23 protein-coding genes and 1 pseudogene are annotated in these 23,091 nt (G+C 42.2%); 14 read left to right on the plus strand and 10 right to left on the minus strand.

Going from position 1 to position 23,091, the window contains the following annotated elements:
• Positions 1–90: 90 nt before the first annotated feature.
• From ACFG4S_RS16860 to trmD, 4 genes are all read right to left on the minus strand, one after another.
• Positions 91–1,908 (minus strand): ABC transporter substrate-binding protein, encoded by a 1,818-nt coding sequence (locus ACFG4S_RS16860; protein ID WP_392535863.1) that lies wholly within the window; start codon positions 1,906–1,908, stop codon positions 91–93.
• Between the two features lie 55 nt (positions 1,909–1,963).
• On the minus strand, positions 1,964–3,760 hold the full coding sequence (locus ACFG4S_RS16865) for an ABC transporter substrate-binding protein (protein WP_392535864.1): 1,797 nt from the start codon (positions 3,758–3,760) through the stop codon (positions 1,964–1,966).
• Positions 3,761–3,765: 5 nt separating this feature from the next.
• Complete coding sequence (gene ispF, locus ACFG4S_RS16870) at positions 3,766–4,248, minus strand: 2-C-methyl-D-erythritol 2,4-cyclodiphosphate synthase (protein ID WP_392535865.1); 483 nt, start codon at positions 4,246–4,248, stop codon at positions 3,766–3,768.
• Positions 4,249–4,321: 73 nt separating this feature from the next.
• Positions 4,322–5,065: a tRNA (guanosine(37)-N1)-methyltransferase TrmD gene (gene trmD / locus ACFG4S_RS16875; protein WP_392535866.1), complete on the minus strand. Its 744-nt coding sequence runs from the start codon at positions 5,063–5,065 to the stop codon at positions 4,322–4,324.
• Positions 5,066–5,790: 725 nt separating this feature from the next.
• On the opposite strand from trmD, the gene ACFG4S_RS16880 reads away from it, so the two are divergent.
• Together ACFG4S_RS16880 and cphA are read left to right on the plus strand one after the other, a co-directional pair.
• Positions 5,791–6,654 (plus strand): cyanophycinase, encoded by an 864-nt coding sequence (locus ACFG4S_RS16880; RefSeq protein WP_392535867.1) that lies wholly within the window; start codon positions 5,791–5,793, stop codon positions 6,652–6,654.
• Positions 6,655–7,120: 466 nt separating this feature from the next.
• Positions 7,121–9,826: a cyanophycin synthetase gene (cphA, locus tag ACFG4S_RS16885; protein ID WP_392536006.1), complete on the plus strand. Its 2,706-nt coding sequence runs from the start codon at positions 7,121–7,123 to the stop codon at positions 9,824–9,826.
• Between the two features lie 64 nt (positions 9,827–9,890).
• On the opposite strand, the gene tatA is transcribed toward cphA, so the two are convergent.
• The 3 genes from tatA to ACFG4S_RS16900 form a co-directional block, all read right to left on the minus strand.
• A complete protein-coding gene (gene tatA / locus ACFG4S_RS16890; protein ID WP_392535868.1) occupies positions 9,891–10,064 on the minus strand; it encodes a twin-arginine translocase TatA/TatE family subunit in 174 nt (57 codons plus the stop codon).
• Between the two features lie 270 nt (positions 10,065–10,334).
• Positions 10,335–11,756, minus strand: a complete 1,422-nt coding sequence (locus tag ACFG4S_RS16895; protein WP_392535869.1) for a serine/threonine protein kinase — start codon at positions 11,754–11,756, stop codon at positions 10,335–10,337.
• Between the two features lie 33 nt (positions 11,757–11,789).
• Positions 11,790–13,229 (minus strand): serine/threonine protein kinase, encoded by a 1,440-nt coding sequence (locus tag ACFG4S_RS16900; protein WP_392535870.1) that lies wholly within the window; start codon positions 13,227–13,229, stop codon positions 11,790–11,792.
• Between the two features lie 94 nt (positions 13,230–13,323).
• On the opposite strand from ACFG4S_RS16900, the gene cbiT reads away from it, so the two are divergent.
• Both cbiT and ACFG4S_RS16910 read left to right on the plus strand, forming a co-directional pair.
• On the plus strand, positions 13,324–13,926 hold the full coding sequence (gene cbiT, locus ACFG4S_RS16905; RefSeq protein ID WP_392535871.1) for a precorrin-6Y C5,15-methyltransferase subunit CbiT: 603 nt from the start codon (positions 13,324–13,326) through the stop codon (positions 13,924–13,926).
• 128 nt (positions 13,927–14,054) lie between these two features.
• Complete coding sequence (locus ACFG4S_RS16910) at positions 14,055–14,942, plus strand: phosphatidate cytidylyltransferase (RefSeq protein WP_392535872.1); 888 nt, start codon at positions 14,055–14,057, stop codon at positions 14,940–14,942.
• 238 nt (positions 14,943–15,180) lie between these two features.
• On the opposite strand, the gene ACFG4S_RS16915 is transcribed toward ACFG4S_RS16910, so the two are convergent.
• Positions 15,181–15,894: a DUF2993 domain-containing protein gene (locus tag ACFG4S_RS16915; RefSeq protein ID WP_392535873.1), complete on the minus strand. Its 714-nt coding sequence runs from the start codon at positions 15,892–15,894 to the stop codon at positions 15,181–15,183.
• Positions 15,895–16,028: 134 nt separating this feature from the next.
• Here ACFG4S_RS16915 and ACFG4S_RS16920 point away from each other — a divergent pair, with 134 nt between their 5' ends.
• Both ACFG4S_RS16920 and ACFG4S_RS16925 read left to right on the plus strand, forming a co-directional pair.
• Positions 16,029–16,781 (plus strand): pseudouridine synthase, encoded by a 753-nt coding sequence (locus ACFG4S_RS16920; protein ID WP_392535874.1) that lies wholly within the window; start codon positions 16,029–16,031, stop codon positions 16,779–16,781.
• Between the two features lie 54 nt (positions 16,782–16,835).
• The gene (locus ACFG4S_RS16925) at positions 16,836–17,678 is read left to right on the plus strand and encodes a helix-turn-helix domain-containing protein (RefSeq protein ID WP_392535875.1); all 843 of its coding nucleotides are present in this window, start codon (positions 16,836–16,838) and stop codon (positions 17,676–17,678) included.
• Positions 17,679–17,880: 202 nt separating this feature from the next.
• Here the strand turns inward: ACFG4S_RS16925 and malQ are convergent, their stop codons facing one another.
• A complete protein-coding gene (gene malQ / locus ACFG4S_RS16930; RefSeq protein ID WP_392535876.1) occupies positions 17,881–19,389 on the minus strand; it encodes a 4-alpha-glucanotransferase in 1,509 nt (502 codons plus the stop codon).
• 156 nt (positions 19,390–19,545) lie between these two features.
• On the opposite strand from malQ, the gene ACFG4S_RS16935 reads away from it, so the two are divergent.
• The 5 genes and pseudogenes from ACFG4S_RS16935 to ACFG4S_RS16955 all read left to right on the plus strand — a co-directional run bounded on the left by ACFG4S_RS16935 (position 19,546) and on the right by ACFG4S_RS16955 (position 21,409).
• A complete protein-coding gene (locus ACFG4S_RS16935) occupies positions 19,546–19,983 on the plus strand; it encodes an NUDIX domain-containing protein (protein ID WP_392535877.1) in 438 nt (145 codons plus the stop codon).
• 86 nt (positions 19,984–20,069) lie between these two features.
• Positions 20,070–20,243, plus strand: coding sequence for a tRNA(His) guanylyltransferase Thg1 family protein (locus ACFG4S_RS16940; RefSeq protein WP_392536007.1), 174 nt, complete (start codon positions 20,070–20,072; stop codon positions 20,241–20,243).
• A pseudogene (locus ACFG4S_RS16945) lies at positions 20,231–20,722 on the plus strand (RidA family protein); the annotation flags it as partial. The gene ACFG4S_RS16940 and the pseudogene ACFG4S_RS16945, both read left to right, overlap by 13 nt.
• Before the next feature lie 13 nt (positions 20,723–20,735).
• Positions 20,736–20,990: a hypothetical protein gene (locus tag ACFG4S_RS16950; protein ID WP_392535878.1), complete on the plus strand. Its 255-nt coding sequence runs from the start codon at positions 20,736–20,738 to the stop codon at positions 20,988–20,990.
• Positions 20,987–21,409, plus strand: coding sequence for a type II toxin-antitoxin system VapC family toxin (locus tag ACFG4S_RS16955; RefSeq protein WP_392535879.1), 423 nt, complete (start codon positions 20,987–20,989; stop codon positions 21,407–21,409). The genes ACFG4S_RS16950 and ACFG4S_RS16955 overlap by 4 nt, the downstream gene beginning before the upstream one ends.
• On the opposite strand, the gene tumA is transcribed toward ACFG4S_RS16955, so the two are convergent.
• On the minus strand, positions 21,389–21,622 hold the full coding sequence (gene tumA / locus ACFG4S_RS16960; protein WP_392535880.1) for an antitoxin TumA: 234 nt from the start codon (positions 21,620–21,622) through the stop codon (positions 21,389–21,391). The genes ACFG4S_RS16955 and tumA overlap by 21 nt on opposite strands.
• A gap of 99 nt (positions 21,623–21,721) precedes the next feature.
• Here tumA and ACFG4S_RS16965 point away from each other — a divergent pair, with 99 nt between their 5' ends.
• From ACFG4S_RS16965 to ACFG4S_RS16975, 3 genes are all read left to right on the plus strand, one after another.
• Positions 21,722–21,982 (plus strand): type II toxin-antitoxin system ParD family antitoxin, encoded by a 261-nt coding sequence (locus ACFG4S_RS16965; protein ID WP_392535881.1) that lies wholly within the window; start codon positions 21,722–21,724, stop codon positions 21,980–21,982.
• 2 nt (positions 21,983–21,984) lie between these two features.
• Positions 21,985–22,290, plus strand: coding sequence for a type II toxin-antitoxin system RelE/ParE family toxin (locus ACFG4S_RS16970; RefSeq protein ID WP_392535882.1), 306 nt, complete (start codon positions 21,985–21,987; stop codon positions 22,288–22,290).
• A 157-nt stretch (positions 22,291–22,447) separates the two neighbouring features.
• Entirely contained in the window at positions 22,448–22,921 is a 474-nt protein-coding gene (locus tag ACFG4S_RS16975) for a hypothetical protein (protein WP_392535883.1), read from the plus strand.
• Positions 22,922–23,091 lie beyond the last annotated feature (170 nt).

A 23,091-nucleotide genomic window follows, 5' to 3' on the forward strand; every position in this document is an offset into this window, starting at 1 on the left:
ATATTATACTACTTTAAATAAATAGAAAATATCACAAATTATTTCGGACAAGATCTATAAAGGTATAATCCCCAATATTTCATTTAAACTCTATTCTCTTACTTTCAGTTCATATTTGTTCCACAGCGTTCCTTTTTGGGAGCCAAGTGCAGAGAATTTGACGTTTTGGAGGCGATCGCGCACTGCTACCAAAGACAAAGGATTCACTAAATAAATGTAAGGTAAATATTCCTGAGAAAGGCGTTGAGTTTGGGCGTAAATTTCTTTGCGCTTTGCTTCGTCTAACTCTCGCGCTGCTTGAATATAAAGACGACCAATTTCCGCTTCCCAATCTGCAACTTGCCAACCAATAAGAGCTTCTTGCCCTGTTTGAAGTTTTTGATTGAAGGTGTGTAATCCACCTTCCGGTAACCAAACATTAGCCCCATCATTTGGTTCAACCCCTCCAACAAAGCCTAGCAGATAACATTCCCAATCAAGAGAATTAGAAAGCTTGCTTGTAAGGGTATTAAAAGCAAGTGGATTAAAATCAACTTGAATGCCGATTTTACTCAAATCTTGCTTAATTTGCGCTCCCATTAATACACGAGTTTTATTTTCAGTATTTGTCAATAAACTGAAGCGCACACGATTACCATCAGCATCCACTAACTGTTTATTGTCATTATATTTAAAACCTGCACTTAATAGTAAATTTTTAGCTTTTTCTTGATTATATTCATAAATTTTTAGACCTTTTTCTGGAGAAAAGTAGTAAGGACTTTGAATTTCTATCGGCGAATTTTGTAACACACCGATTCCCCGGAAAACATTATTTAACATTGTTTGACGGTCGATTCCATAGGCAATTGCTTGTCTAAAAGCAAGGGTATTAAACCAACGGGATTTAATTGGATTAACCACATACTCTCCATTTTGCCGCCGACCTTTGTTGAGATTAAATGAAATATAAGTATTGGTAAATTCCGGACCTCCATTGTAAATAGTAAACTTTCCTCGCTTTTCTTCGCGCTTAAGTAATGAAAAGTTTTCTGGAGAAACAGTTACTGTATCTAGTCCTCCAGAGCGAAATTGAAGAATTATTGTATCTGTAGATTCAATAATTTCCCAAACAATCCGCTCAACATAAGGTAATTGATTACCTTGGTTATCTTTGCGCCAGTAATAAGGATTGCGCCGAAATACCACACGTTGACTAGGAGAATAACTTTCTATTTTATAGGCACCATTGACAATAATTTTATTAGGATCTGTATCAGTACCCCAAGTAGATAAAAATTTGAGATTACCTTTAGCATCTTTAGATTTAAATGATTCAGCTAAAGCATGTTTTGGCAAAATCCCAACTGAATTTGTTGATGCTCCAGAAGTGGTAGAAAGGAAGGGAGCAAAAGGCTCAGGTAGAATAAATTCAATTTGGCGATCGCTTATTTTTCTAATTTTAGGAAAAGTACCACTAGAACCAATTTTCAGACTATCTTTCCAATCGGTAGGAATCTGTGGATTGAAAATTATATCCTCATAAGTGAAGATTACATCATCTACGGTCAGTGGTTCGCCATCTGACCATTTCAAGTTTTCTCGCAAAGTAAAAGTAACTCGCTTTTTATCATCAGCAATATCCCACGATTCAGCTAAAGCTGGCTCAAATTGGCCTGTAATTCCATTGAGGGTAGTTAGTCCTTCCGTTGTGAACAGAAAAACATGAGGATATTCCTGATTAAAGGCGTAATTAAAAGTTTTCGGATCGCCAATCGTGCTTGTAACCCATTGCGATACTTGTGCAGCTTTACTCTTAAAATTAATTGGGTTGCAACTGATAAGAGCTATCTGACAAATCAAGAATAGACCAAATATTCCTAAAAATGCAAACCCACGGTGGCGGGTAGGCAAGAGAGCAAAAATCATAGAACTGAAAGACTAAACTGTTTGCATAATACACCTCGTGTTCAGCTTATGAAAATTAACTAGCTTGTTTGTCTGCTATTTTGAGTTCATAAATATTCCAGTTGTAACTTCCAATAGCCGAGTATTTTACGTTCTCAATGGTATTACGAACGGCTACTAAAGCTAGGGAATTAAATAGATGAATAAAAGGCAGATACTCTTGTGAGAGTTGTTGGGTTTCTGCATAGATGGCTTTGCGTTTTGTTTCATCAAATTCTCTTGCGCCTTGGATGTAGAGGTCTTCAATTTTCTGCTCCCAATCGCTAGCTTTCCAACCTACAGTGGGGGATTGTCCTGCTTGAGCTTTCTGATTAAATACATGAAAGTTACCTTCTACAGACCAGACATTGAAACCATCTTGCGGTTCAATCCCACCTGTGATGGCTCCATACCAACATTCCCAATCTAGGGTGTTAGAGATTTTTTCTCCAATAATATTAAAGTCAAGAAATTGTAAATCAACTTTAATGCCTATCTTGGCGAGATCCTGTTGAATTTTCGGTGTAATTGTGGGTCTATTACTAGCAACAGCCATCATTGTGAAGCGGACTCGATTACCATCTGTATCTAAGAGTTGACCTTTGTTATCGTATTTGAATCCTGCTCCTAGTAAAATTTGTTTAGCTTTTTCTGGATTGTAGTCGTAGGTTTTTAAACCTTCTTCGGGAGATAAATAATAGGGGCTGGGAACAGAAATTGGCGAGTCTTGCGGTTTACCCAATCCCCGCAAAGTGTTATTGATCATTGTTTGGCGATCGATAGCGTAGGCTACAGCCTGTCTAAAAGCAACATTGTTAAAAACGCGGGACTTAATGGGATCTACAACAGGCTTACCATTGCGACTACCTTTATTGAGATTAAAAGTAATAAAATTTGTCCCAGTATCAGGCCCAGCATTTTTAATAGAAAAGTGACCGCGTTTTTCTTCATGCTTAAGCAATTGAAAACTTCCAGGCCCAATTTCTAATAAATCTAATCCTCCAGAACGAAATTGCAGCAAAGCTGTATCAGGCGATTCTACAATTTGCCAAATTAGACGTTCAATATATGGCAGTTGTTGTCCTTGTGCATCTTTTTGACGCCAATAGAAAGGGTTACGCCGAAATATTAAGCGTTGATTAGTTGAATAACTCTCAATTTTGTAAGGGCCATTAACAATAATTTCTTTCGGGTCTGTGTCCGTTCCCCAAGTGGACATAAACACTGGTTTACCCTCAGAGTTTTTGGTTTCCACTGCTTTACGCAGGGAGTGTTCTGGTAATATTGCTACCCCTGCTGCAATCGATCGCAAGAAAGGAGCAAAGGGTTCTGGCAGAATAAATTCTACCCGACGCTCGTCGATTTTGCGGACTTTGAGAAAAGCTTTACTGATACCAATGCGGAGAGCATCTTGGGTATAAGTGGGAATACGTTTGTTCATGTAGATGTCATTGAAAGAGAAAACGACATCATCAGCTGTTAATGGCTTACCATCCGACCACTTCAATCCTTCTCGCAAAGTAAAAACAAACCGCAGTTTGTCTGGGGAAAGTTCCCAAGATTCAGCCAAAGCTGGCTCAATTTCCTTAGTTATTCCGTTTTGAGTAGCTAATGCCTCATAAGTGAAACCGGCAATATTGGGAGATTCTTGGATGAGGGCGCAGTTAAAGGTTTTAGGGTCAGTTGTAGTAGAAACCACTAACCGGGGAATTTGTGCCGCTGCGGTTTTAAAGTTAGATGGATTGCACGCAGTAACTGTAATTGCTGTTGCCGAAACCAGAATTATTGGTAAGAGAAAACGCTTAATTATGTTAACAATTATCGAATATTTCATAATTTTTATTGTTTCAAAAGCAAGACAACAGCATAAGCACAAATGCCTTCTTCGCGGCCAACAGGACCTAATTTTTCATTGGTGGTAGCTTTGATGCCAATTTGATTTGGTTCTAATTTTAAAACCGTCGCTAGTTTGTCGCGCATATTGTGAATATGCGGTTTTAATTTGGGACGTTCTGCCACTACCACCGAGTCAATATTTCCAATTTCCCAGCCCCGATCGCTAATTAGCTGATGTACTTGAGTTAATAGGACTAAACTATCTGCTCCCGCCCATTGGGGATCGCTAGGCGGAAAATAATGACCAATATCCCCCAAAGATAATGCCCCCAGCATGGCATCCATAATCGCATGAGTTAGGACATCAGCATCACTGTGACCTAATAAACCGAGTTCATGGGGAATTTGGATGCCACCTAAAATTAAAGCGCGATCGCTCACCAATCGATGAATATCGTAGCCGTTACCAATACGAATTTTTGTCATTTGTTATTTTATGATTGGGCGTTAGGAGTGCTGTTAGCGATAGCGGGGCGTTTAGCCCGTGCTGAGTTAAGAGTTAGCAGTTTTGTTTATCTCCTTGTCCCCTTGTCTCCTTGTCTCCCTCATCCCCCCGCATCCCCTCTTCCCAATTGTTCAACAAATCGGGACGGCGATCGCGTGTTTTTTCAATTTGTTGTTCGTAACGCCACTTAGCGATGGCGGCGTGATTCCCAGACAATAATACCTCTGGCACTTTCAACCCGCGAAAATTTGCTGGGCGAGTGTACTGGGGATAGTCCAATAACCCATCCTCAAAACTTTCTGCTGTCAGAGACTCAGTTTTGGCCACAGTTCCTGGTAGAAGCCTTACTACACCGTTAATCAAAGCCATTGCGGGAATTTCCCCACCAGTCAGAATAAAATCTCCTAAAGATACTTCACGAGTCACCAAATGCAGTACCCTCTCGTCCACTCCTTCGTAATGTCCACAAATCACTACTAATTGGTCATAATTTGTTCCCAATTCTCGCAACAAAGGTTGATTGATTGTTTGACCTTGTGGACTCATCAAAATGACTTCTCTTCGGGGAAGAATCGGCAGCGACTCCACGGCAGCAAAGATTGGTTCTGGCTTCATGAGCATCCCCACACCGCCACCGTAAGGTTCATCATCTACCTTATGGTGCTTGTCAGTCGTAAAGTCCCGTGGATTAATCAGATGCACTTCGGCAATCTGTTTAGCTAAGGCTTTACCCAGCAGGCCAGAACTGAGAACGGAGTGAAAACAGTCCGGAAAAAGTGTAACTATATCAAAACGCACAGTAATTCGTATTCAAGGACACTAATCTTAAATTTGAATGTCTAGCAAACACAAGAAGCCAATGTCAGGTCAAACTACAGTTAAACTTTATCAATAGTATCTAAAAGTACCAGGAGTCTTGGATTTTAGCTGCCATCTAAAGTTTTTCTAATTACTTAATTTATGTTTAAATGTTGTCACAAGTACATTTAAATTAATAATCATATCAAGTTAACAACTTTCAGGATGCATCGAGCCAGCCTCAGAAAAAAGCGTGGTCTTACCTGCTCGTCCCCAATCCCAAAGGGGAAAACTGACACTTTTATGCCAGTTTATTCTTTTGACGGAGACGCTAGGCAAACAAGTTGGCAAAGCCGACAGCACTTGCTAACCTTTGGGAATGCCAAGGACGAACAACTTTGCGAAAGTTCGCAAGGCAGTGTCTCCCCAACGCACTTGCTCCTCAACGGGGGTTTACCCCACAGAAGTGTCCTCCCTAGCCTACTAAGTCAGGACTATTTTGCCAGTCTGGAAGTGAACAGGTGAAAAACAAGGCGCTGGCAGCAGGGGAACTGTAACGGCCACGTTTAGACTGAGGCATCGTGTGCGTTAAACAAGAATTTGGAACTGTGCCTAAGGCTAATCCAAACTTCACAAAAGTGTCCTCTCGAAAATTGCAAAGCGCAAAAATCATCAGGCTTCTAATCTTGTTAAATTCACCTGAAGTTGTTGACAGGAGAAACACAATGCCGGAATTAAAAGTTAAATCGCTGGAAATGAGGACACCCCAAGCTACAAAAACTGCCGTTCTAGTTATCGGAGGCGCAGAAGACAAAGTTCACGGGCGGGACATCCTAAGAACTTTTTTTGGACGTGCTGGTGCTAGTAAGGCTCATATTACAATTATTCCATCTGCCTCTCGGGAACCCGCGATCATTGGTGGTCGGTATATTCGGATTTTTGAAGAAATGGGTGCCCAAAAGGTAGAGATTTTAGACATCCGGGAACGAGAACAGTGTGAATCCTCTCAGATCAAAGCATCCTTAGAAGCCTGTAGTGGGGTCTTTTTGACGGGAGGAGACCAACTGCGTCTCTGTGGTGTATTGGCAGATACGCCAGCGATGGAAATTATCCGACAGCGGGTGAGGTCAGGGCAACTTACCTTGGCAGGCACCAGCGCCGGAGCAGCAGTGATGGGGCATCATATGATTGCTGGTGGCGGTAGTGGAGAAACGCCAAATCGTTCTCTAGTGGATATGGCGACGGGTTTGGGATTTATTCCTGAAGTAATTGTTGACCAGCATTTTCACAACCGTAATCGCATGGGGCGGCTAATTAGTGCAATTTCTGCTCATCCCGATCGCTTAGGTATTGGTATTGACGAAGATACTTGTGCTGTGTTTGAACGTGATGGTTGGTTACAAGTTATGGGTAAAGGCAGTGTTACTATTGTTGATCCCACTGAACTCACCCACACCAACGAACCCCATGTCGGTGCTAACGAACCCCTAACAGTACATAACTTACGTCTGCATATCCTCAGCTATGGCGATCGCTTCCACTTATATCAGCGGACTGTATTACCCGCTGTACACCGAATTTCCAGCTGACGGCATTAAGTATCTGAGGTTACACTGAGTTGACCATAAATTTTAGATTTGGGATTTTTGATTTTAGATTAAAAGAGCTTTTTGCTATATGCTGGACCACCGTCCTGCTACGCTAACGCAAGAAAGTTGGCGAAACAAATTTCAAAAAGGCTCGTTTTGCAGCGTAATGTTCTCCCGACTCGGCTTAGCTACGCTATCGTAAATCTAAATAATTAAGAGAGCTAAGTACACTTGTTGTCTCTTTCAATGCAAAAGACGCTGGTTCCGCTCTAGGAGACACTGCGCTAACGCTGCACTATCGCCAATCTCAAATCCTTTTAGGGGTTGACCGCTGATTTATTTCTTGCTGTAGAAAAATGATGAGAATACTATGTAAAAAGAAAAAACTGTTTGTAATGAACAGTTTAGCGGTCAATTCCAGTAAGAAACTAGAATTTTGGTTCCGAATCTCCATCTACCTATTCCCATGAGAATCCTCAAGATCCAGACCTTACGCGGCCCAAACTACTGGAGCATTCGACGCCAGAAGCTGATCGTCATGCGCCTCGATTTAGAAAACCTTGCTGAAACGCCCTCGAATGAAATCCCTGGCTTTTACGAAGGATTAGTTGAGGCGCTGCCAAGTCTGGAGGGTCACTATTGTTCACCTGGCTGTCGTGGTGGTTTTCTGATGCGCGTCAGAGAAGGCACGATGATGGGCCACATCGTCGAACATGTAGCCTTAGAACTCCAGGAATTAGCCGGAATGCATGTCGGCTTTGGTCGCACTCGCGAAACTGCCACACCCGGAATTTATCAAGTAGTGATTGAGTACCTGAATGAGGAAGCGGGACGTTACGCTGGACGAGCTGCGGTGCGGCTATGCCAGAGTATTATCGATCGAGGCCGTTATCCCAAGGCAGAACTAGATCAAGATATCCAAGATCTGAAAGACTTCAGCCGTGATGCTTCGCTAGGTCCTTCTACAGAAGCGATTATCAAAGAAGCTGAGAAAAGAGGTATTCCCTGGATGTCTCTGGAAGCCCGCTTTTTAATTCAACTAGGCTATGGCGTCAATCAGAAGCGGATGCAGGCCACAATGACCGACAACACCAGTGTTCTCGGCGTAGAATTAGCTTGCGACAAAGAAGCCACCAAACGCATCCTCGCTGCTGCTGGTGCGCCAGTACCCAGAGGTACAACGATCAACTTCCTAGATGATTTGGAAGAAGCCATTGAATACGTTGGCGGCTATCCCATCGTCATTAAGCCCCTCGATGGCAATCACGGACGGGGTATTACCATTGATATCAGAAGTTGGGAAGAAGCTGAGGCTGCCTATGAAGCTGCCAGACAGGTTTCCCGAGCAATTATTGTCGAAAGATATTATGTTGGCCGCGACCACAGAGTACTAGTAGTCAATGGCAAAGTTGTCGCAGTTGCCGAACGTGTCCCGGCTCATGTCATTGGCAATGGCAGATCCACCATCGCCGAACTAATTGAGGAAACTAACCTTGACCCAAATCGTGGTGAAGGACATGATAACGTCCTCACCAAAATTGAACTAGATCGCACCAGTTACCAGCTACTAGAAAGGCAAGGCTATACCCTAAATAGTGTGCCGCCAAAGGGCACTCTTTGTTATTTGAGGGCAACGGCAAACTTGAGTACAGGTGGTAGTGCCGTAGACCGTACCGACGAAATTCATCCTGAAAACCTTTGGTTAGCCCAACGGGTAGTGAAGATTATCGGTTTGGATATCGCTGGCTTAGATATCGTCACCACGGATATTAGCCGTCCTCTGCGAGAAGTTGATGGCGTCATAGTTGAAGTTAACGCCGCTCCGGGTTTCCGGATGCACGTTGCCCCCAGCGTTGGCATTCCCCGTAACGTTGCTGGAGCAGTCATGGATATGCTATTCCCCAACGAACAATCTAGCCAAATTCCCATTCTCAGCATCACGGGTACTAATGGCAAAACCACTACCACGCGACTCCTAGCACATATTTATAAGCAGACTGGAAAAGTAGTAGGCTATACTACTACTGATGGAACTTATATCGGAGATTACTTAGTAGAAGCTGGCGATAACACCGGTCCTCAAAGCGCCCACGTCATTCTACAAGACCCCACAGTGGAAGTAGCAGTATTGGAAACGGCTCGTGGTGGGATTCTCCGCTCCGGACTAGGCTTTGAAGCAGCAAATGTGGGTGTAGTATTAAATGTAGCCGCTGACCACTTAGGAATAGGCGATATAGATACCATTGAGCAGTTAGCTAACCTGAAGAGCGTCATCGCCGAAGCCGTATTCCCTGATGGCTATGCGGTACTCAACGCCGACGATCGCCGCGTCGCCGCCATGTCAGAAAAAACAAAAGCCAATATTGCTTACTTCACCATGAATCCCGATTCGGAATTGGTGCGAAAACATATCCAAAAAGGGGGAGTAGCGGCGGTATATGAAAATGGCTATTTGTCTATTGTCAAAGGCGATTGGACACACCGAATAGAAAGGGCAGAACAGATACCCTTAACAATGGGTGGACGAGCGCCATTTATGATTGCCAACGCTTTAGCAGCAAGTTTGGCAGCTTTCGTGCAGAACGTCTCAATTGAGCAGATTCGTTCAGGTTTAAAGACCTTCCGGGCTTCAGTTAGTCAAACCCCAGGAAGGATGAATTTGTTTAATTTAGGCAACCACCACGCTTTAGTAGATTATGCCCACAACGCAGCCAGTTACGAAGCAGTAGGTGCTTTTGTCCGGAACTGGACTACAGGACAACGCATTGGCGTAATTGGTGGTCCAGGCGATCGCCGCGACGAAGATTTTGTGACCTTGGGCAAACTCGCAGCACAAACTTTTGACTACATCATCGTCAAAGAAGATGATGACACGAGGGGAAGACCACGGGGATCGGCCGCCCAGTTGATTATTCAAGGCATTACCCAAGCTAAGCCTGATAGCCACTATGAATCAATATTGGATGAAACCCAAGCGATTAACAAAGGCTTAGATATGGCGCCAGATAATAGCTTAGTGGTGATTTTACCAGAAAGCGTTAGTCGAGCAATTAAATTAATTAAACTCCGTGGTGTAGTCAAAGAAGAGACACATCAACAAAATACTGGTACAACCGTCATCGATTCCCAAAATGGGATCGCACCTTCTTCTGTTGTTAACACATTGCTGTAGTCAAAAGTCAAGAGTCAAAAGTTTAGCATCTAAAAGTTTTTGACCCTTGACTCTTGACCCTTGACTATTGTTCTTCTTGTTCTTGATTGGTTTCCTCGCTGGGAGTTTTCATCTCCTCCTTAAAACCTCTAAGGGTTTTGCCCAGTGCGGTTCCCAGTTCGGGAATTTTTTTCGGCCCAAAAATGAGAATAGCAACGATCGCAATAACACCCATTTCTGGCAATCCCAGTCCAAACATACACAGTTCCTCTCAATAATTTTTAACTAACTGTTCTCTATAGCAATCCTAAATCATTCGTGAGAGACAAGATCCCCAACTTCTTAAAGAATTCGGGGATCTATTTCAGCATGAACATCTCTAATATCTTCTTCATCCTCTAAAAGTTGTAAAACTTTTCCTAAAGTGTTTTCGGATGAGATGTTGAGATGTTTTTCAATTAATTACATTAAGAATTGCCTTTTGCTTGTAGTTGTCATTTTTAGACCTCTTTAAGATTATTTGTTTTGTTTATTCTCGCGTAATTGGGATACCTAACCAATGACTTAATTCATGAGCTAACCATTCCAGTTCGGCTTCAGATTGAATCGCACTACGATCGAGTTGATACTTTTTTACTCCTGCCCAAATATTTAATTCTGCTGGAATAACGCTAGTTATAGTGCCGTTAGAGCTTTTAGTTAAATGTCTTGGAATGTAAACCAACTTAGTAACACTTTGTTTTGGCCATGCAGGGATACGATAAAATTTCCAAGCAAACAATTCTGAGGTTAGGACAATTTGTTCGGGATTCACGCGTAAGTCGATGCGTCCAAATAAATGAAAGAGAAGTTTATACACCATGACAAAGCCAGCACCCCAAAAAGGAAGTGAAAACAAGGCAAAGGGGATGTTGACAGGAAAAGGCGCTGAAAGTGCGCCAATTGTCCAAAATAAGATAAATGAATTCCAGGCGATCGCAAAGAAACCTGTGAGTACTATTGATGAATCAAAACCAGCTGGTGGAACGATAATTTCTAGAGAATCCCCATTTTTGGTTAATTGAATTTTACTCCCATGCGGTTTGTCAACAACCAAAGTAGTCAAGTTTCTCGGTTGTGGTTTCTCTAAAACTGCGATCGCTTTAGTAGCAGAACTCAAACGCCGTTCTAAACTGGGTTCAATCATCCACTTTAACCAATTGCTAAAGCTAGGACTGAGATTTGCCGCTTGCTCAAACTGAATGCGAAAATCCTTTTGCGGTAAATCGGCTGGATGAGTACCTGTAACCAAGTAAATTAACGTTGCGCCTAAACTATAAAGATCGGATGCGGGGACAGTGCGTCCGCCAAATTGCTCCTGTGGCATATAGCCATAGGTTCCCACCACAGTCCTAGTCCCACTTTCTATGGCTAGGACAGTTTGCACGGAGCCAAAATCTACCAGATAAACTTCACCGACACTATTACCAGAGCGATGCCTTCGGCAAGCCGCGCTTGGCGCGTCTACGCTTAATAAAATATTGCTAGGCTTAATATCGCGATGGATTACAGGTGGATGCAACCCATGTAAATAAATCAGAATTTCTAAAATAGCTTTGGCTATCTCTTTGATTTCCGCTTCCGTAAAAGTACGTCCAGTTTGTAAATATTGCTCTAAAGTTTGTGCTGGAATATAAGTTTGTACTAGGGCAAATCCTTTGATGGTTGGTGAATTTACCTCAAAATAGTCTAAGTAACGGGGAATAAACGGATGTGACAGAGATTTTAAAGTTTCTGCTTCTCGCCCAAATAGTTTGAGATCGTCCCACTCAAATTCATGGCCAAAAGAGAGTAATTTGATAACTACTAATTCACCAATTACCAAATCTCTAGCTAGTAGCGTTCTACGCCCTGCTTTCTTTCCTAACTGCTGCTGAATTTCGTAGCGGTCAATTAGTATTTCCCTAACCATAATAGTTACTTATTCTGTAATTAACTATAGACACTAAGAAACTTTTTCTATCTCTATACCTAACCAATCACTTAATTCCTGAGCTAACCATTCACTTTCTACTTCAGTGTTGACCCTATTAATAGGAATACTAAGTTGATACTTTTTTGTACCTGCCCAAATCTCCAATTGTGCTGGCTCTTCAACTGTTGCGTGAGGAGTTTCTCTGGAGTGTTTCGGTATGTATACCAGCTTAGTGATGCTATGACTATCTAGGTGTGACGACTGACATAAATATAAAAATCCAAATAAATTGTAGTTTAAAGTAATTTTTCGGCTATCTATATGCAGTAGAGTATGTCCAAATAAATTAAAAACAATCCGATATATAAAACAGAAGCCAACACCACACAAGAAAAGCATTATCAGGGAATTAAAGTTAAAGCTAAAAGGAACCCCATAAAATGTAGTAATCGTACCAAAAAAGATAGGGGTACTCCAGCAGATTGCAAAGCAAATATCAGAAATCATTGAGCGAAAATTAGCTGGTGGAATAATGATTTCCAGAACATCTTCAGTTTTATACAGTTGAATTTTAGTCAGTTTAACTTTAGTACGAATTGGCTTGATCGCGGTTAGAGTGCCAGCATTTTGCAGTTGCGGTTCACCCAAAGCTGCTAATGCAACATTGGCTGAGCTAAAACGCTTTTCTATACTAGGTTCAGTCATTTGCTGCAACCAGCGAGTTAATTTAGGACTCACATTTGCCGCTTGCTCAAACTGAATGCGAAAATCCTTTTGGGGTAAATCGGCTGGGTGAATACCCGTCACCAAGTAAATTAACGTTGCACCTAAGCTATAAAGATCGGAAACCGCAACAGTGCGTCCGCCAAATTGTTCCTGTGGCATATAGCCATAGGTTCCCACCACAGTCCTAGTCCCACTTTCTATGGCTAGGACAGTTTGTACTGAGCCGAAATCTACCAGATAGACTTCACCGACACTATTACCAGAGCGATGCCTTCGGCAAGCCGCGCTTGGCGCGTCTACACTTAATAAAATATTGCTAGGCTTAAGATCGCGATGGATTACAGGCGGATGCAACCCATGTAAGTAAATCAGAATTTCTAAAACAGCCTTGGCTATTTCTTTAATTTCAGCTTCGGTAAAAGTCCGCCCAGTTTGTAAGTATTGCTCTAAAGTTTGTGCTGGGATATAACTCTGTACGAGGGCAAATCCTTTGATCGTAGGTAAGTTTACTTCAAAATAGTCTAAGTAACGGGGAATAAAGGGATGTGATAAAGATTTTAAGGTTTGGGCTTCCCGCTCAAACAGCTTCAGATCGTCCCATTCAAAATCACTATTAAAAGAAAGTAACTTGATGACGACTAATTCCTGAGTTTTCAAGTCACGAGCTAACAGCGTCCGCCGCCCTGCTTTTTTTCCTAATAGCTGCTGAACTTGGTAGAACTCGCCTAATATTTCCCCAATCATTATGGTTTGTGATAACGCTAGATTTGAAAAGTTTTCATAGCCTATGGCTTTTCGATATGGTCTGCCAATATCTTTAGTATAATTACGTAATTCTATGCCTTCCCAACTTTGGCCTTATATTACCCCTGGTATTCCCGATGAATTGTTCGAGCATTTGCCAGGAATTCCCCTGAGCCAGCGAGAAGTCCGACTGTTGTTAATTGCTCAACTACGACTACAAACAGATTCAGTTTTATGGGACATTGGCGCCGGGACGGGTACAATTCCTGTAGAGGTGGGATTGCTGTGTCCCAAGGGAAAGATTATAGCTGTAGAAAGGGATGAAGAAGTAGCTAATCTAATTAAGCGTAACTGCGATCGCTTTGAAGTCAAAAATGTCGAAGTCATTGAAGGTAGCGCCCCAGAGTGTTTACACGATCTCAAAGTTACCCCTCACCGTGTTTGTATCGAGGGAGGACGCCCTATTCAAGAAATATTGCAAGCAGCTTGGCATTATTTGCCACCATCAGGTCGTGTTGTAGCCACAGCTGCTAATCTAGAAAGCCTGTATGCTATTTCCCAGAGTTTTTCTCTCTTAAGGGCTAGAAATATTGAAGTTGTCCAATCTGCGGTTAATCGCTTAGAAACACGAGGCTTTTCCCAAACCTTTACCGCCGTCGATCCAATTTTTATCCTCAGTGGTGAGAAACTGGATTAGGGAATGGGGACTGGGGATTAGAGACTAGGGACTGGGAATTAGAGAAGAGTTTTCCCATTACCCAATCGCCAATACCCAATCCCCAGTGCCCAATCCCCAGTGCCCAATCCCCAGTACCCAATACTTCTATGCCTTGGTCTCGGATTATTAGTGGAATTATTGCGATCGCTCTTGCTCTTTCTGCAACCCTTTTGGGAGGTTGGTACTTTACCACCATGTTTGCAGTTATTGTATTTTTGGGTCAACAGGAATATTTTAATTTGGTGCGAGCCAGAGGCTTTGCTCCCGCAGCTAAAACAACTATGGCTGTTAGCCAAGTTTTGCTGGTAATCTGTACCCTAAATGGCAGTTTAGCTGATGCTGTAATGCCTATAGCTGGTACACTTATTTGTTTTTATCTACTGTTTCAGCCCAAATTTGCCACGATCGCCGATATTTCCGCTTCTATTATGGGGCTATTTTACGTCGGTTATTTACCAAGTTATTGGGTGCGGTTACGAGCAATTGATACGGCTACTTTTAGTAATCTACCTTTAGGAGCTTACTGGCCTACAAGCTGGACAGATTTTTGGGAAAAGGCAAATTCTGCCTCTTTACCTCAAGGTTTGACAGCAACACTGTTGACTTTGTTATGTATTTGGGCAGCCGATATTGGTGCCTATACTATTGGCAAATTCTTTGGCAAAACCCGTTTATCTGAGATTAGTCCGAAAAAAACCGTAGAAGGTGCGATTTTTGGTATTACCTCCAGTGTTGCTGTAGCTTTGGCTGGAGCCTATTATCTGCACTTACCTAGATCGCTGTTTACTGGTTTAGCATTGGGCTTGCTTATTGGGATTGCTAGTCTTTTAGGGGATCTTACTGAGTCTATGCTTAAGCGGGATGCTGGAGTCAAGGATTCTGGGCAGTTAATCCCTGGACATGGTGGTATTTTAGACCGTACTGATAGTTATATTTTTACAGCTCCTTTGGTTTACTATTTCGTAACACTACTTTTGCCCTTGATAGAGAGATGAGGAAGATTGGGAGACTTGTACTGAGTTTCGACTACGCGGAAATCGAGCGACTTGTACTGAGTTTCGACTACGCTCAACTACCGCGGCCTCGAAGTGAGTCGAGATCCAACTACCGCAAAGCCGTTGGCGCAGCCTCTCGTAGAGAAGTATGGGGAAATAAACAAAACTCCTAACTCAGCACGGACTAAACGCCCCGCTATCGCTAACAGCACTCTTTTGCCCAATGCCCTATGCCCCCTTAAGGATTAACATTAATCCGTCCACGACACACTAACTTACCGGGGATCAGCGTTAGGTCTTGGATATCGACATCTGAGCCAAGATCAAAATTGTACCCATCATTGTTATCTAATAAATCTCTCTGGTCGTCCTTGATTTGGATATGTGTCAGTTGCAACTCATGACCATTGAGTAAGTCCAAGCCCAGACAAATCTCTAGAGGCGTTGTTTCACTATTGGTTACTCTCATACCTCGGAGTATAATTTGGTTGTTTTCAAGAATAATTTCTTGCCAATTAATGGGTTGTGTTTTTGGGCAATATGTTGGTAAAACCTTAACCAGTAAATCGCCTAAAGCAGACGATAATAAGTTAGATGACAGAGAAGCATTGAGATCTTTCTCATCTATAGTCAAATCGGCAACTACTGGTACTATTTCCAACAGTCGCAAGGGCTTACCCTTGAGTATTGACCCGATGTTGATCTGAATATTTTCTGCGATTAATTGAATTTGTGTAATCAGGAGACCTTGATAGACTGCATGAGTAGCAAAAATAGATACAGAGGGAATGCGTCCGGAGATAAGTTGGCGATCGCTAGCTTTAATTTCTACTTCTAGTTCAGATATTTGGCTGACTTGCGCTCTCAACCAAAGCTTTACTGCTGTTGTGAGTACTTGCGTAATTATGCGGATCTTGTTTACATTTGTTGTTTGGGAATTTTGCTCTGACATCTAACCACTGGAGTTTATGAGTATTTGCTCAACAACAGACGAATTTAAAACAAGACTTAAATGTAACATTTATGCCTACTCGCTACAAAATGCAAATATCATTTAATTGTTAACAGTAAATCAGCAATTTCCACATGGAGGCACGGTTACAAAAAATTCTCGCTCAATGGGGTATTGCCTCACGTCGTGAAGCCGAAGAAATGATTAGGCAATCACGGGTACAGATCAATGGAGTGATAGCAAATTTAGGTCAAAAAGTTGATCCCGAAAAAGATGCGATCGCTATTGATGGCAAGCTTGTATCAGAAAAGCAGCGTCCGGCTTTAATATATTTATTGCTGCATAAACCGGCTGGAGTAGTTTCAACTTGCGACGATCCTCACCGAAGACCGACAGTACTGGATTTACTACCAAAAGAATTACGAGAGGGTTCAGGTATTCATCCAGTTGGGCGTCTAGATGCAGACTCTACAGGGGCATTAATCCTGACCAATGACGGAGACTTGACATTTGGACTAACCCATCCACGTCATAGTATTACCAAAACATATCGTGTTTTGGTAAAAGGACATCCTCCAGAAACAGTATTGCGGATGTGGCGTCAGGGTGTGGTGTTGGAGGGTAGAAAAACACGACCCGCTAAGGTACGGCTGATAGAAGATTGTGCTGAAGGAAGCTTTTTAGAAATTGTTTTACAGGAGGGAAGAAATCGCCAAATTCGCCGCATCGCACAACAATTAGGATATCCAGTAATTCAGCTGCATCGAACTGCGATCGGCTCAATTGAATTACAAACACCAAAAGAACCTTTTTTGTCAGAGGGTAAATATCGTTCCCTCAAAGATCCTGAGATTCAGTTTTTGCAAGAGCAAATAAACCAGAATTAAGCCTGTTCCAGCAACCTATTAAAGATTTAGTTGAGTTAAGGAGTGTCAGAAGCCATGAAATGGCCAAAAAAGAAAAATAATCAACAGGTACCACTTTCATTAGAGCAACAAAGATCTGAAAAGTTAGCAGAAATAGGCGCTCAACTTTGGGCATCACGTCAAGAACAAGGCCTATCTCTAGAACAAGTGGTTGTATTGACCAGGATTCCCCGGCGGTTATTGCAGGCCATCGAAGAAGGTAATTTGAACGATCTCCCAGAACCAGTTTATATTCAGGGTTTTATCAGACAATTTGCTGACGCAATGGGCTTAAATGGAGTACAAGTTGCTGACACGTTTCCCATCAATTCTTCACGAGCAAACTCCCAATCTATAAGGATTAATTCACCTCTCAATCAATTACGTCCCATTCATCTTTACTTTCTTTACGTATTGCTAATTGTATGCTCTGTCAATGGCTTGTCTCAGTTATTAAATCAGGCTGTACTACAAGCAAATAATAGCCAAAGCGACACCCACTCAACACAAAAGTCCATTGTTAAACCAGAACTAACTGAGCCCAAACAAGTCAAACCAGAACTAGTAGAACCAAAACAGTCACTAGAAGTTCAACCTGTGAGCGACACTTTGAGCGGCGTTAAACAGGGAGAGATTGTACAAATTGGCGTTACCTTGAAAGCGTCATCTTGGATTCGCGTCATAGCTGATGGCAAAACCCAGTTTGAGGGTACTTTACCAGAGGGTACTCACCGGATTTGGAAAGCTCAAGAGGAACTAACAGTAAAAACTGATAATGCTGGTGGTGTCTTGATGAGCGTTAATCAAGAGAAAGCCAAAGAAATGGGAGAGCCAGGGAAAGAGGAAGAAGTTAGGATTGCCGCCAAGCCTAAGTTTTGAAATATGGGGCATGGGGCAAAATAGTGCTGAGTACTGAGTGCTGTTAGCAGGGCGTTTAGCCCATACTGAGTTAGGAGTACTGAGTTAGGAGTTATTATTCTCCTCATACTTCTCTACGAGAGTCTGCGCCAACGGCTTTGCGGTAGTTGAGCGTAGTCGAAATTCAGTACAAGTCTCCTCATCTCCCCATGCCCCCTTGTCCTTATTGTTCTTGCGGGGCGCGTCCATTGAGTCTGGTCAGAGCTTTCAGTCTTGTACCTAATTCTTCTGTCAAAGCTGCTCCTTGATAGCGCCATTCCCAGTTCCCCTCAGCAACACTGGGAAAATTCATCCGCGCTTCGTTTCCTAATCCCAAGACATCTTGCAAAGGAATAATTGCTTGATTGGCTATGGAACTTAAAGCTAGTCGAATTAAATCCCAATGAATGCCTTCAGGACTGATACAACCTAAATAAAGCAACAGGTTTTGCTTTTCATTGTCGTTAGCTGTGTTGAACCAGCCTAAAGTTGTGTCATTATCGTGAGTACCAGTATAAACTACAGCATTTCGCGGGTAATTGAATGGTAAAAATGGATTAGCGGGATCGGAACCAAAAGCAAACTGCAAAACTTTCATTCCCGGAAATTCATACTTGTCTCGCAGCGCTTCTACCTCTGGTGTAATGACTCCCAAATCTTCTGCCAAGACGGGTAGTTTGCCCAACTTCTGTTTAATCGCTTCAAAAAAAGCGTCTCCGGGTGCTTCCACCCATTCGCCATTCATGGCAGTTTCTTCACCTTGGGGTACAGACCAATAAGCCTCGAAGCCCCGGAAGTGGTCAATGCGAATAATATCTACATAATCCAGCATTGCCTCAAAGCGCTGTAGCCACCATTTAAAGTCTTGTTTTTGCAATTCCTCCCAGTTATAAACCGGGTTTCCCCACAATTGACCCGTGGCACTGAAATAATCTGGTGGGACTCCTGCCATTTGAGCAGCTTCTCCGGTTTCTTCATCTAAGCAAAAGATGTCGGGATGCGCCCATACATCGGCACTATCATGAGCTACGTAGATGGGGATATCGCCGATAATGTCTATACCGCGCATGTTGGCGTAGCTTTTCAGGTCTGACCACTGGCGGAAAAACTCAAATTGGATGAACTTGTAGTAAAAAATCTCTCCGTTGAGCCGACGCTCTACCTGAGCTAGTGCTTCTGGTTCGCGCTTGACAAATTCTCGCTTCCATGTGTTCCAGCTTGCACCTTCGTTGGCATCTTTTAGCGCCATAAATAAGGCGTAATTATCTAGCCAGTAAGCTTTGCTGTCACAAAAACCTGCAAACTCTTTTTGCTGAATGGGCGTAGCATTAGCTCTAAACTTTTCACAGGCTTTTTTCAGTAACCCAATCTTAATGGGCACAACTTGGTCGAAATCTACCTTTTCCAGTGGAAATCCTGGTAAATTAGCAAAGTCTTCTTCAACTAGCAAACCCTCTTCTAGAAGTTTTTCTGGGCTAATCAGTAGAGGATTTCCTGCCATTGCTGAGTAGCACATGTAGGGGGAATTACCGTATCCAGTAGGGCCTAAGGGTAAAACTTGCCAATATTGTTGATGGCTTTCTTTGAGAAAATCAATGAAGCGATAGGCTTCTAAGCCTAAATCCCCAATGCCAAATCGACTGGGAAAGGAAGTAGGATGCAGCAAAATGCCACTAGATCTAGGAAAAGGCATATTTAACCTGAGTTATAGGAGCAAGCGATCGCATAGAATTTATCACGGAACAGTATTTGCAGGGTAAAGTCATTTGTCATTTGTCATTTGTTCTTGGTTAATGCTTAAGGTTTGATGCCCACCTAAGTTAATCTAAAATCTAAAATCCAAAATCCCATGACTTACCGAAATCCTGCACCGACAGTTGATATCATCATTGAACTAGTAGATCGACCTCATCGGCCAATAGTGTTAATTGAAAGACATAATTCACCCTTGGGTTGGGCTATTCCTGGTGGTTTTGTGGATTATGGCGAAGCGGTGGAAGTCGCGGCGCAAAGAGAAGCTAAGGAAGAAACGGGTTTACAGATAGAGTTGGTTGAACAATTATTGGTGTATTCTGACCCCGATCGCGATCCACGTCAACATACCATTAGTATTGTGTTTTTAGCGACGGCGACGGGTGAACCTATGGCTGGGGATGATGCTAAAGGTGTAGGCATTTTTGAGTATTGGTGTGTGCCTGGTAATTTATGTTTTGACCACGATCGCATTTTGCGCGATTATTGGCGATATCGGCATTATGGAATACGTCCGAGGTTGGGGTTGTTTTGATGCACTTTACTCGGTTAAAAATGACTTAAATAATTCATTCACTGTTGAGGAATGAAAGCGTGAAATTTGATGAACTTGATAGCAAAATGCGAGTATTTGAGACAGCACACGATTATTGTGTGCTACCTGGACTTTACATAGTTGCAAGATTAGATGGACGCAGCTTTACTCGCCTGACAAAAGAAGTGCATCAATTTGAGGCTCCCTACGATACTCGGTTTCTAGACTTGATGCTTGCAACTGTCGAACATTTGCGATAATGCCAGATGGAGAAGTTTACAAGCCGATCGCTTCTCAGCTAGAAATCGGTCAACAGGAAACATCGTTAGAGAAAGTAATATCTATGACCCGTAAAGTAATTAATACTGATAACGCACCCGCACCAGTTGGACCCTATAATCAAGCGATCGCCGCTTCTGGTCAATTTGTATTTGTGGCTGGACAAATTGCCATCGATCCCCGTCTTGGTGATGTCGTCTACACTGATGATGTCAAAAAGCAAACTGAGCAGGTATTAGCTAATCTTGAAGCCATCCTCATCGCCGCTGGTGCGACTTTTCAAGATGTGGTGAAGACCACTGTATTTTTAGCTGATATGAATGATTTCGCGGTGGTGAATGCCGTTTATGCTAAATATTTCCCAGAAGATACAGCCCCAGCCAGGGCTTGTGTTCAAGTATCGCGGTTACCTAAAAATGTGTTGGTAGAGATTGATGCGATCGCTGTAATTAGTGGTTAGAAGGAATATATCAATGAGCAAAATCTTAACGGTTACATTTGATGGTTCTGTTTTGCGACCAGATATACCACTTGATTTAGAACTAAACAAGCGCTACGTAATTACCATTGTTTCTGAGGATATTAACTCATCTGAAACTAAAGCGGCTGATGTTTGGGATGTATTAGAAGATTTAACGGGGACAGTTGATGCACCTGAAGATTGGGCAAGTCAACACGATCATTACCTGTATGGCACACCAAAACATCAGCCGGAAATTAACACATGACAGGTGAGCGAATATTTTTAGACACTGTTTTTATCCAAGCATTACTGAATGTACGCGATCAACACCATCTCAAGGCCAAAAATCTGCTACCGCGTGTCCAAAGTGCCGTGGAAGTATGGTTAACGGAAGCTGTTTTAATTGAAGTTGGTAATGCTTTAAGTGCTTTTAATCGCACAGCAGCAATACGATTTATCCAACAGTGCTATCAAACACCAAATATGTGTGTTGTGAGTGTAGAGACAGAATTGCTCAACCGTGCTTTACAGTTCTATCAGTCCCGTCTAGACAAAACCTGGGGGCTAACTGATTGTATTTCGTTTATTGTTATGCAGGATCGGGGCTTAATCATTGCAGCAACAGCCGATCAACACTTTATTCAAGCAGGTTATCGGGCGCTTTTACTTGAAATAGAAGCTTGATTTATCATCAATATGTTGGTGTAAAGCTAGATAATGTTGATAGTTTCCTGCCCATTCGACAAATACTTCATCGTCAGAAGTTTGACCTTGGCTATATTTGGCAAAAAATTCTTCTGAATTAATTTGGTACTTTATTTCATAGGTATTTAACTGTTTGGTAAGGGCAATCAGCGCATCTAGTGGAGATGTATATTCAATGATTTGTTTACGCATTTCTTTTTGGATTCAGTTTTATTAGTTTATACTATAGCAGTTCTCATTAAGGTGAGGTATACCCCCATTGGTGTCAACTTTAAGACAGATAGATAAATCATGAACATTGAACTTAAACCTGAACATGAGCAATTTATCCAAGCTCAAATTGCTAGTGGGAAATTTACAAATGCAGATGAAGTAATTGATGTAGCATTTCAACTACTAGAAAAATTGAATTCCGAGTATGTCCAATGGGTAGAAGAAACCCGGCAAAAAGTTGATGTCGCAATTGCTGAAATTGAACGGGGGGAAGTTTTGGATGGCGAAACTGTAGTGATGCAGATACTAGAAAAATTTCAAAAGGCGCGTGAGGCTTAGTAATGAGCCGCTATGTAATTTCACTATCTGCAAGTCGTGACTTAAATGAAATTTCTGATTACTTTTTAATGCGAAATCTGGAAGCAGGAGAAAAGCTATTTAGAGAGTTTAACAATAAATGTCAAAATTTAGCGGTGTTTCCAAATATGGGACGCAGTTACGCTCATATTAAACCTTCATTACGTGGCTTGCCGCTAGATGTATATGTCATTCTCTACCAAGTGATTGATGATGGCGTTAAAATTTTGCGCGTTATCAACGGTCGTCAGGATTTAGAATCTTTATTTGCAGAGTCGGATGATGAGTAAAGCCATGAATTTTGTTAATTAAGATAAGGGAATTTAAACTCTCTTTTCGGCTTTGCATAAAGTGCAAAAAAAACTCTATTAATTACCTCTCCAGAAACGCGATCGCCTTTAGAACTTTGGGAATACTGAAATTAAGTACCCTAAAGGAGTATTAAAAATGGCAGAAAATCGCATCAGTGCCAAGTTAGCCCCAGCAGACAAAGAAGCGGTCATGGAAGCGATCGCTACAATTAGAGAAAAATTACCATTTTTGATTGATTTGACCCCTGAAGACCGACGGACGATAGTCAAAATGGGAGATAAAAGTCAGGCTTTTGTCAGCAAAGCTTTAGAAGTGGCGACACAGAACCCTAACTTTTTGCCTCGTTATTTTGATTTGGAAGAAATGCGCCGAGACTTGGAAATATATGAGGACTTGTATCCGGTGCTGTTGTCTCTAACCCAACTCCAAGAATTGGTAGATGATACCTGTATTGCGGCTGGTAGTGAAGCTTATGCAGCAGCATTGGCAATTTATAGCTATGCCAAAGCTAGCGGTAATGTCACAGGTTTAGATGGAGTCATTGATGAGATGGGACGCAGGTTTAGCCGCCGTTCTAAGAAAAAGAAACCCGAAGCCACAGCTAGCTAAAGCCTAAGATAGACAATAATACCAGTTATTAATTCAGTACAATACGGCTTCTTTCTAGGGGTATAACAATGTTCATTGGTGTCAACTTAACGCCAAATCCTTGTCAAGACGTGATATTCAGTTCTCTGGCTGACCGTCACTCAACGCGTTACCCCACCCTAACCCTCCCC

This window comes from Nostoc sp. C117, assembly GCF_043099735.1.
Classification (GTDB): Bacteria; Cyanobacteriota; Cyanobacteriia; order Cyanobacteriales; family Nostocaceae; genus Nostoc.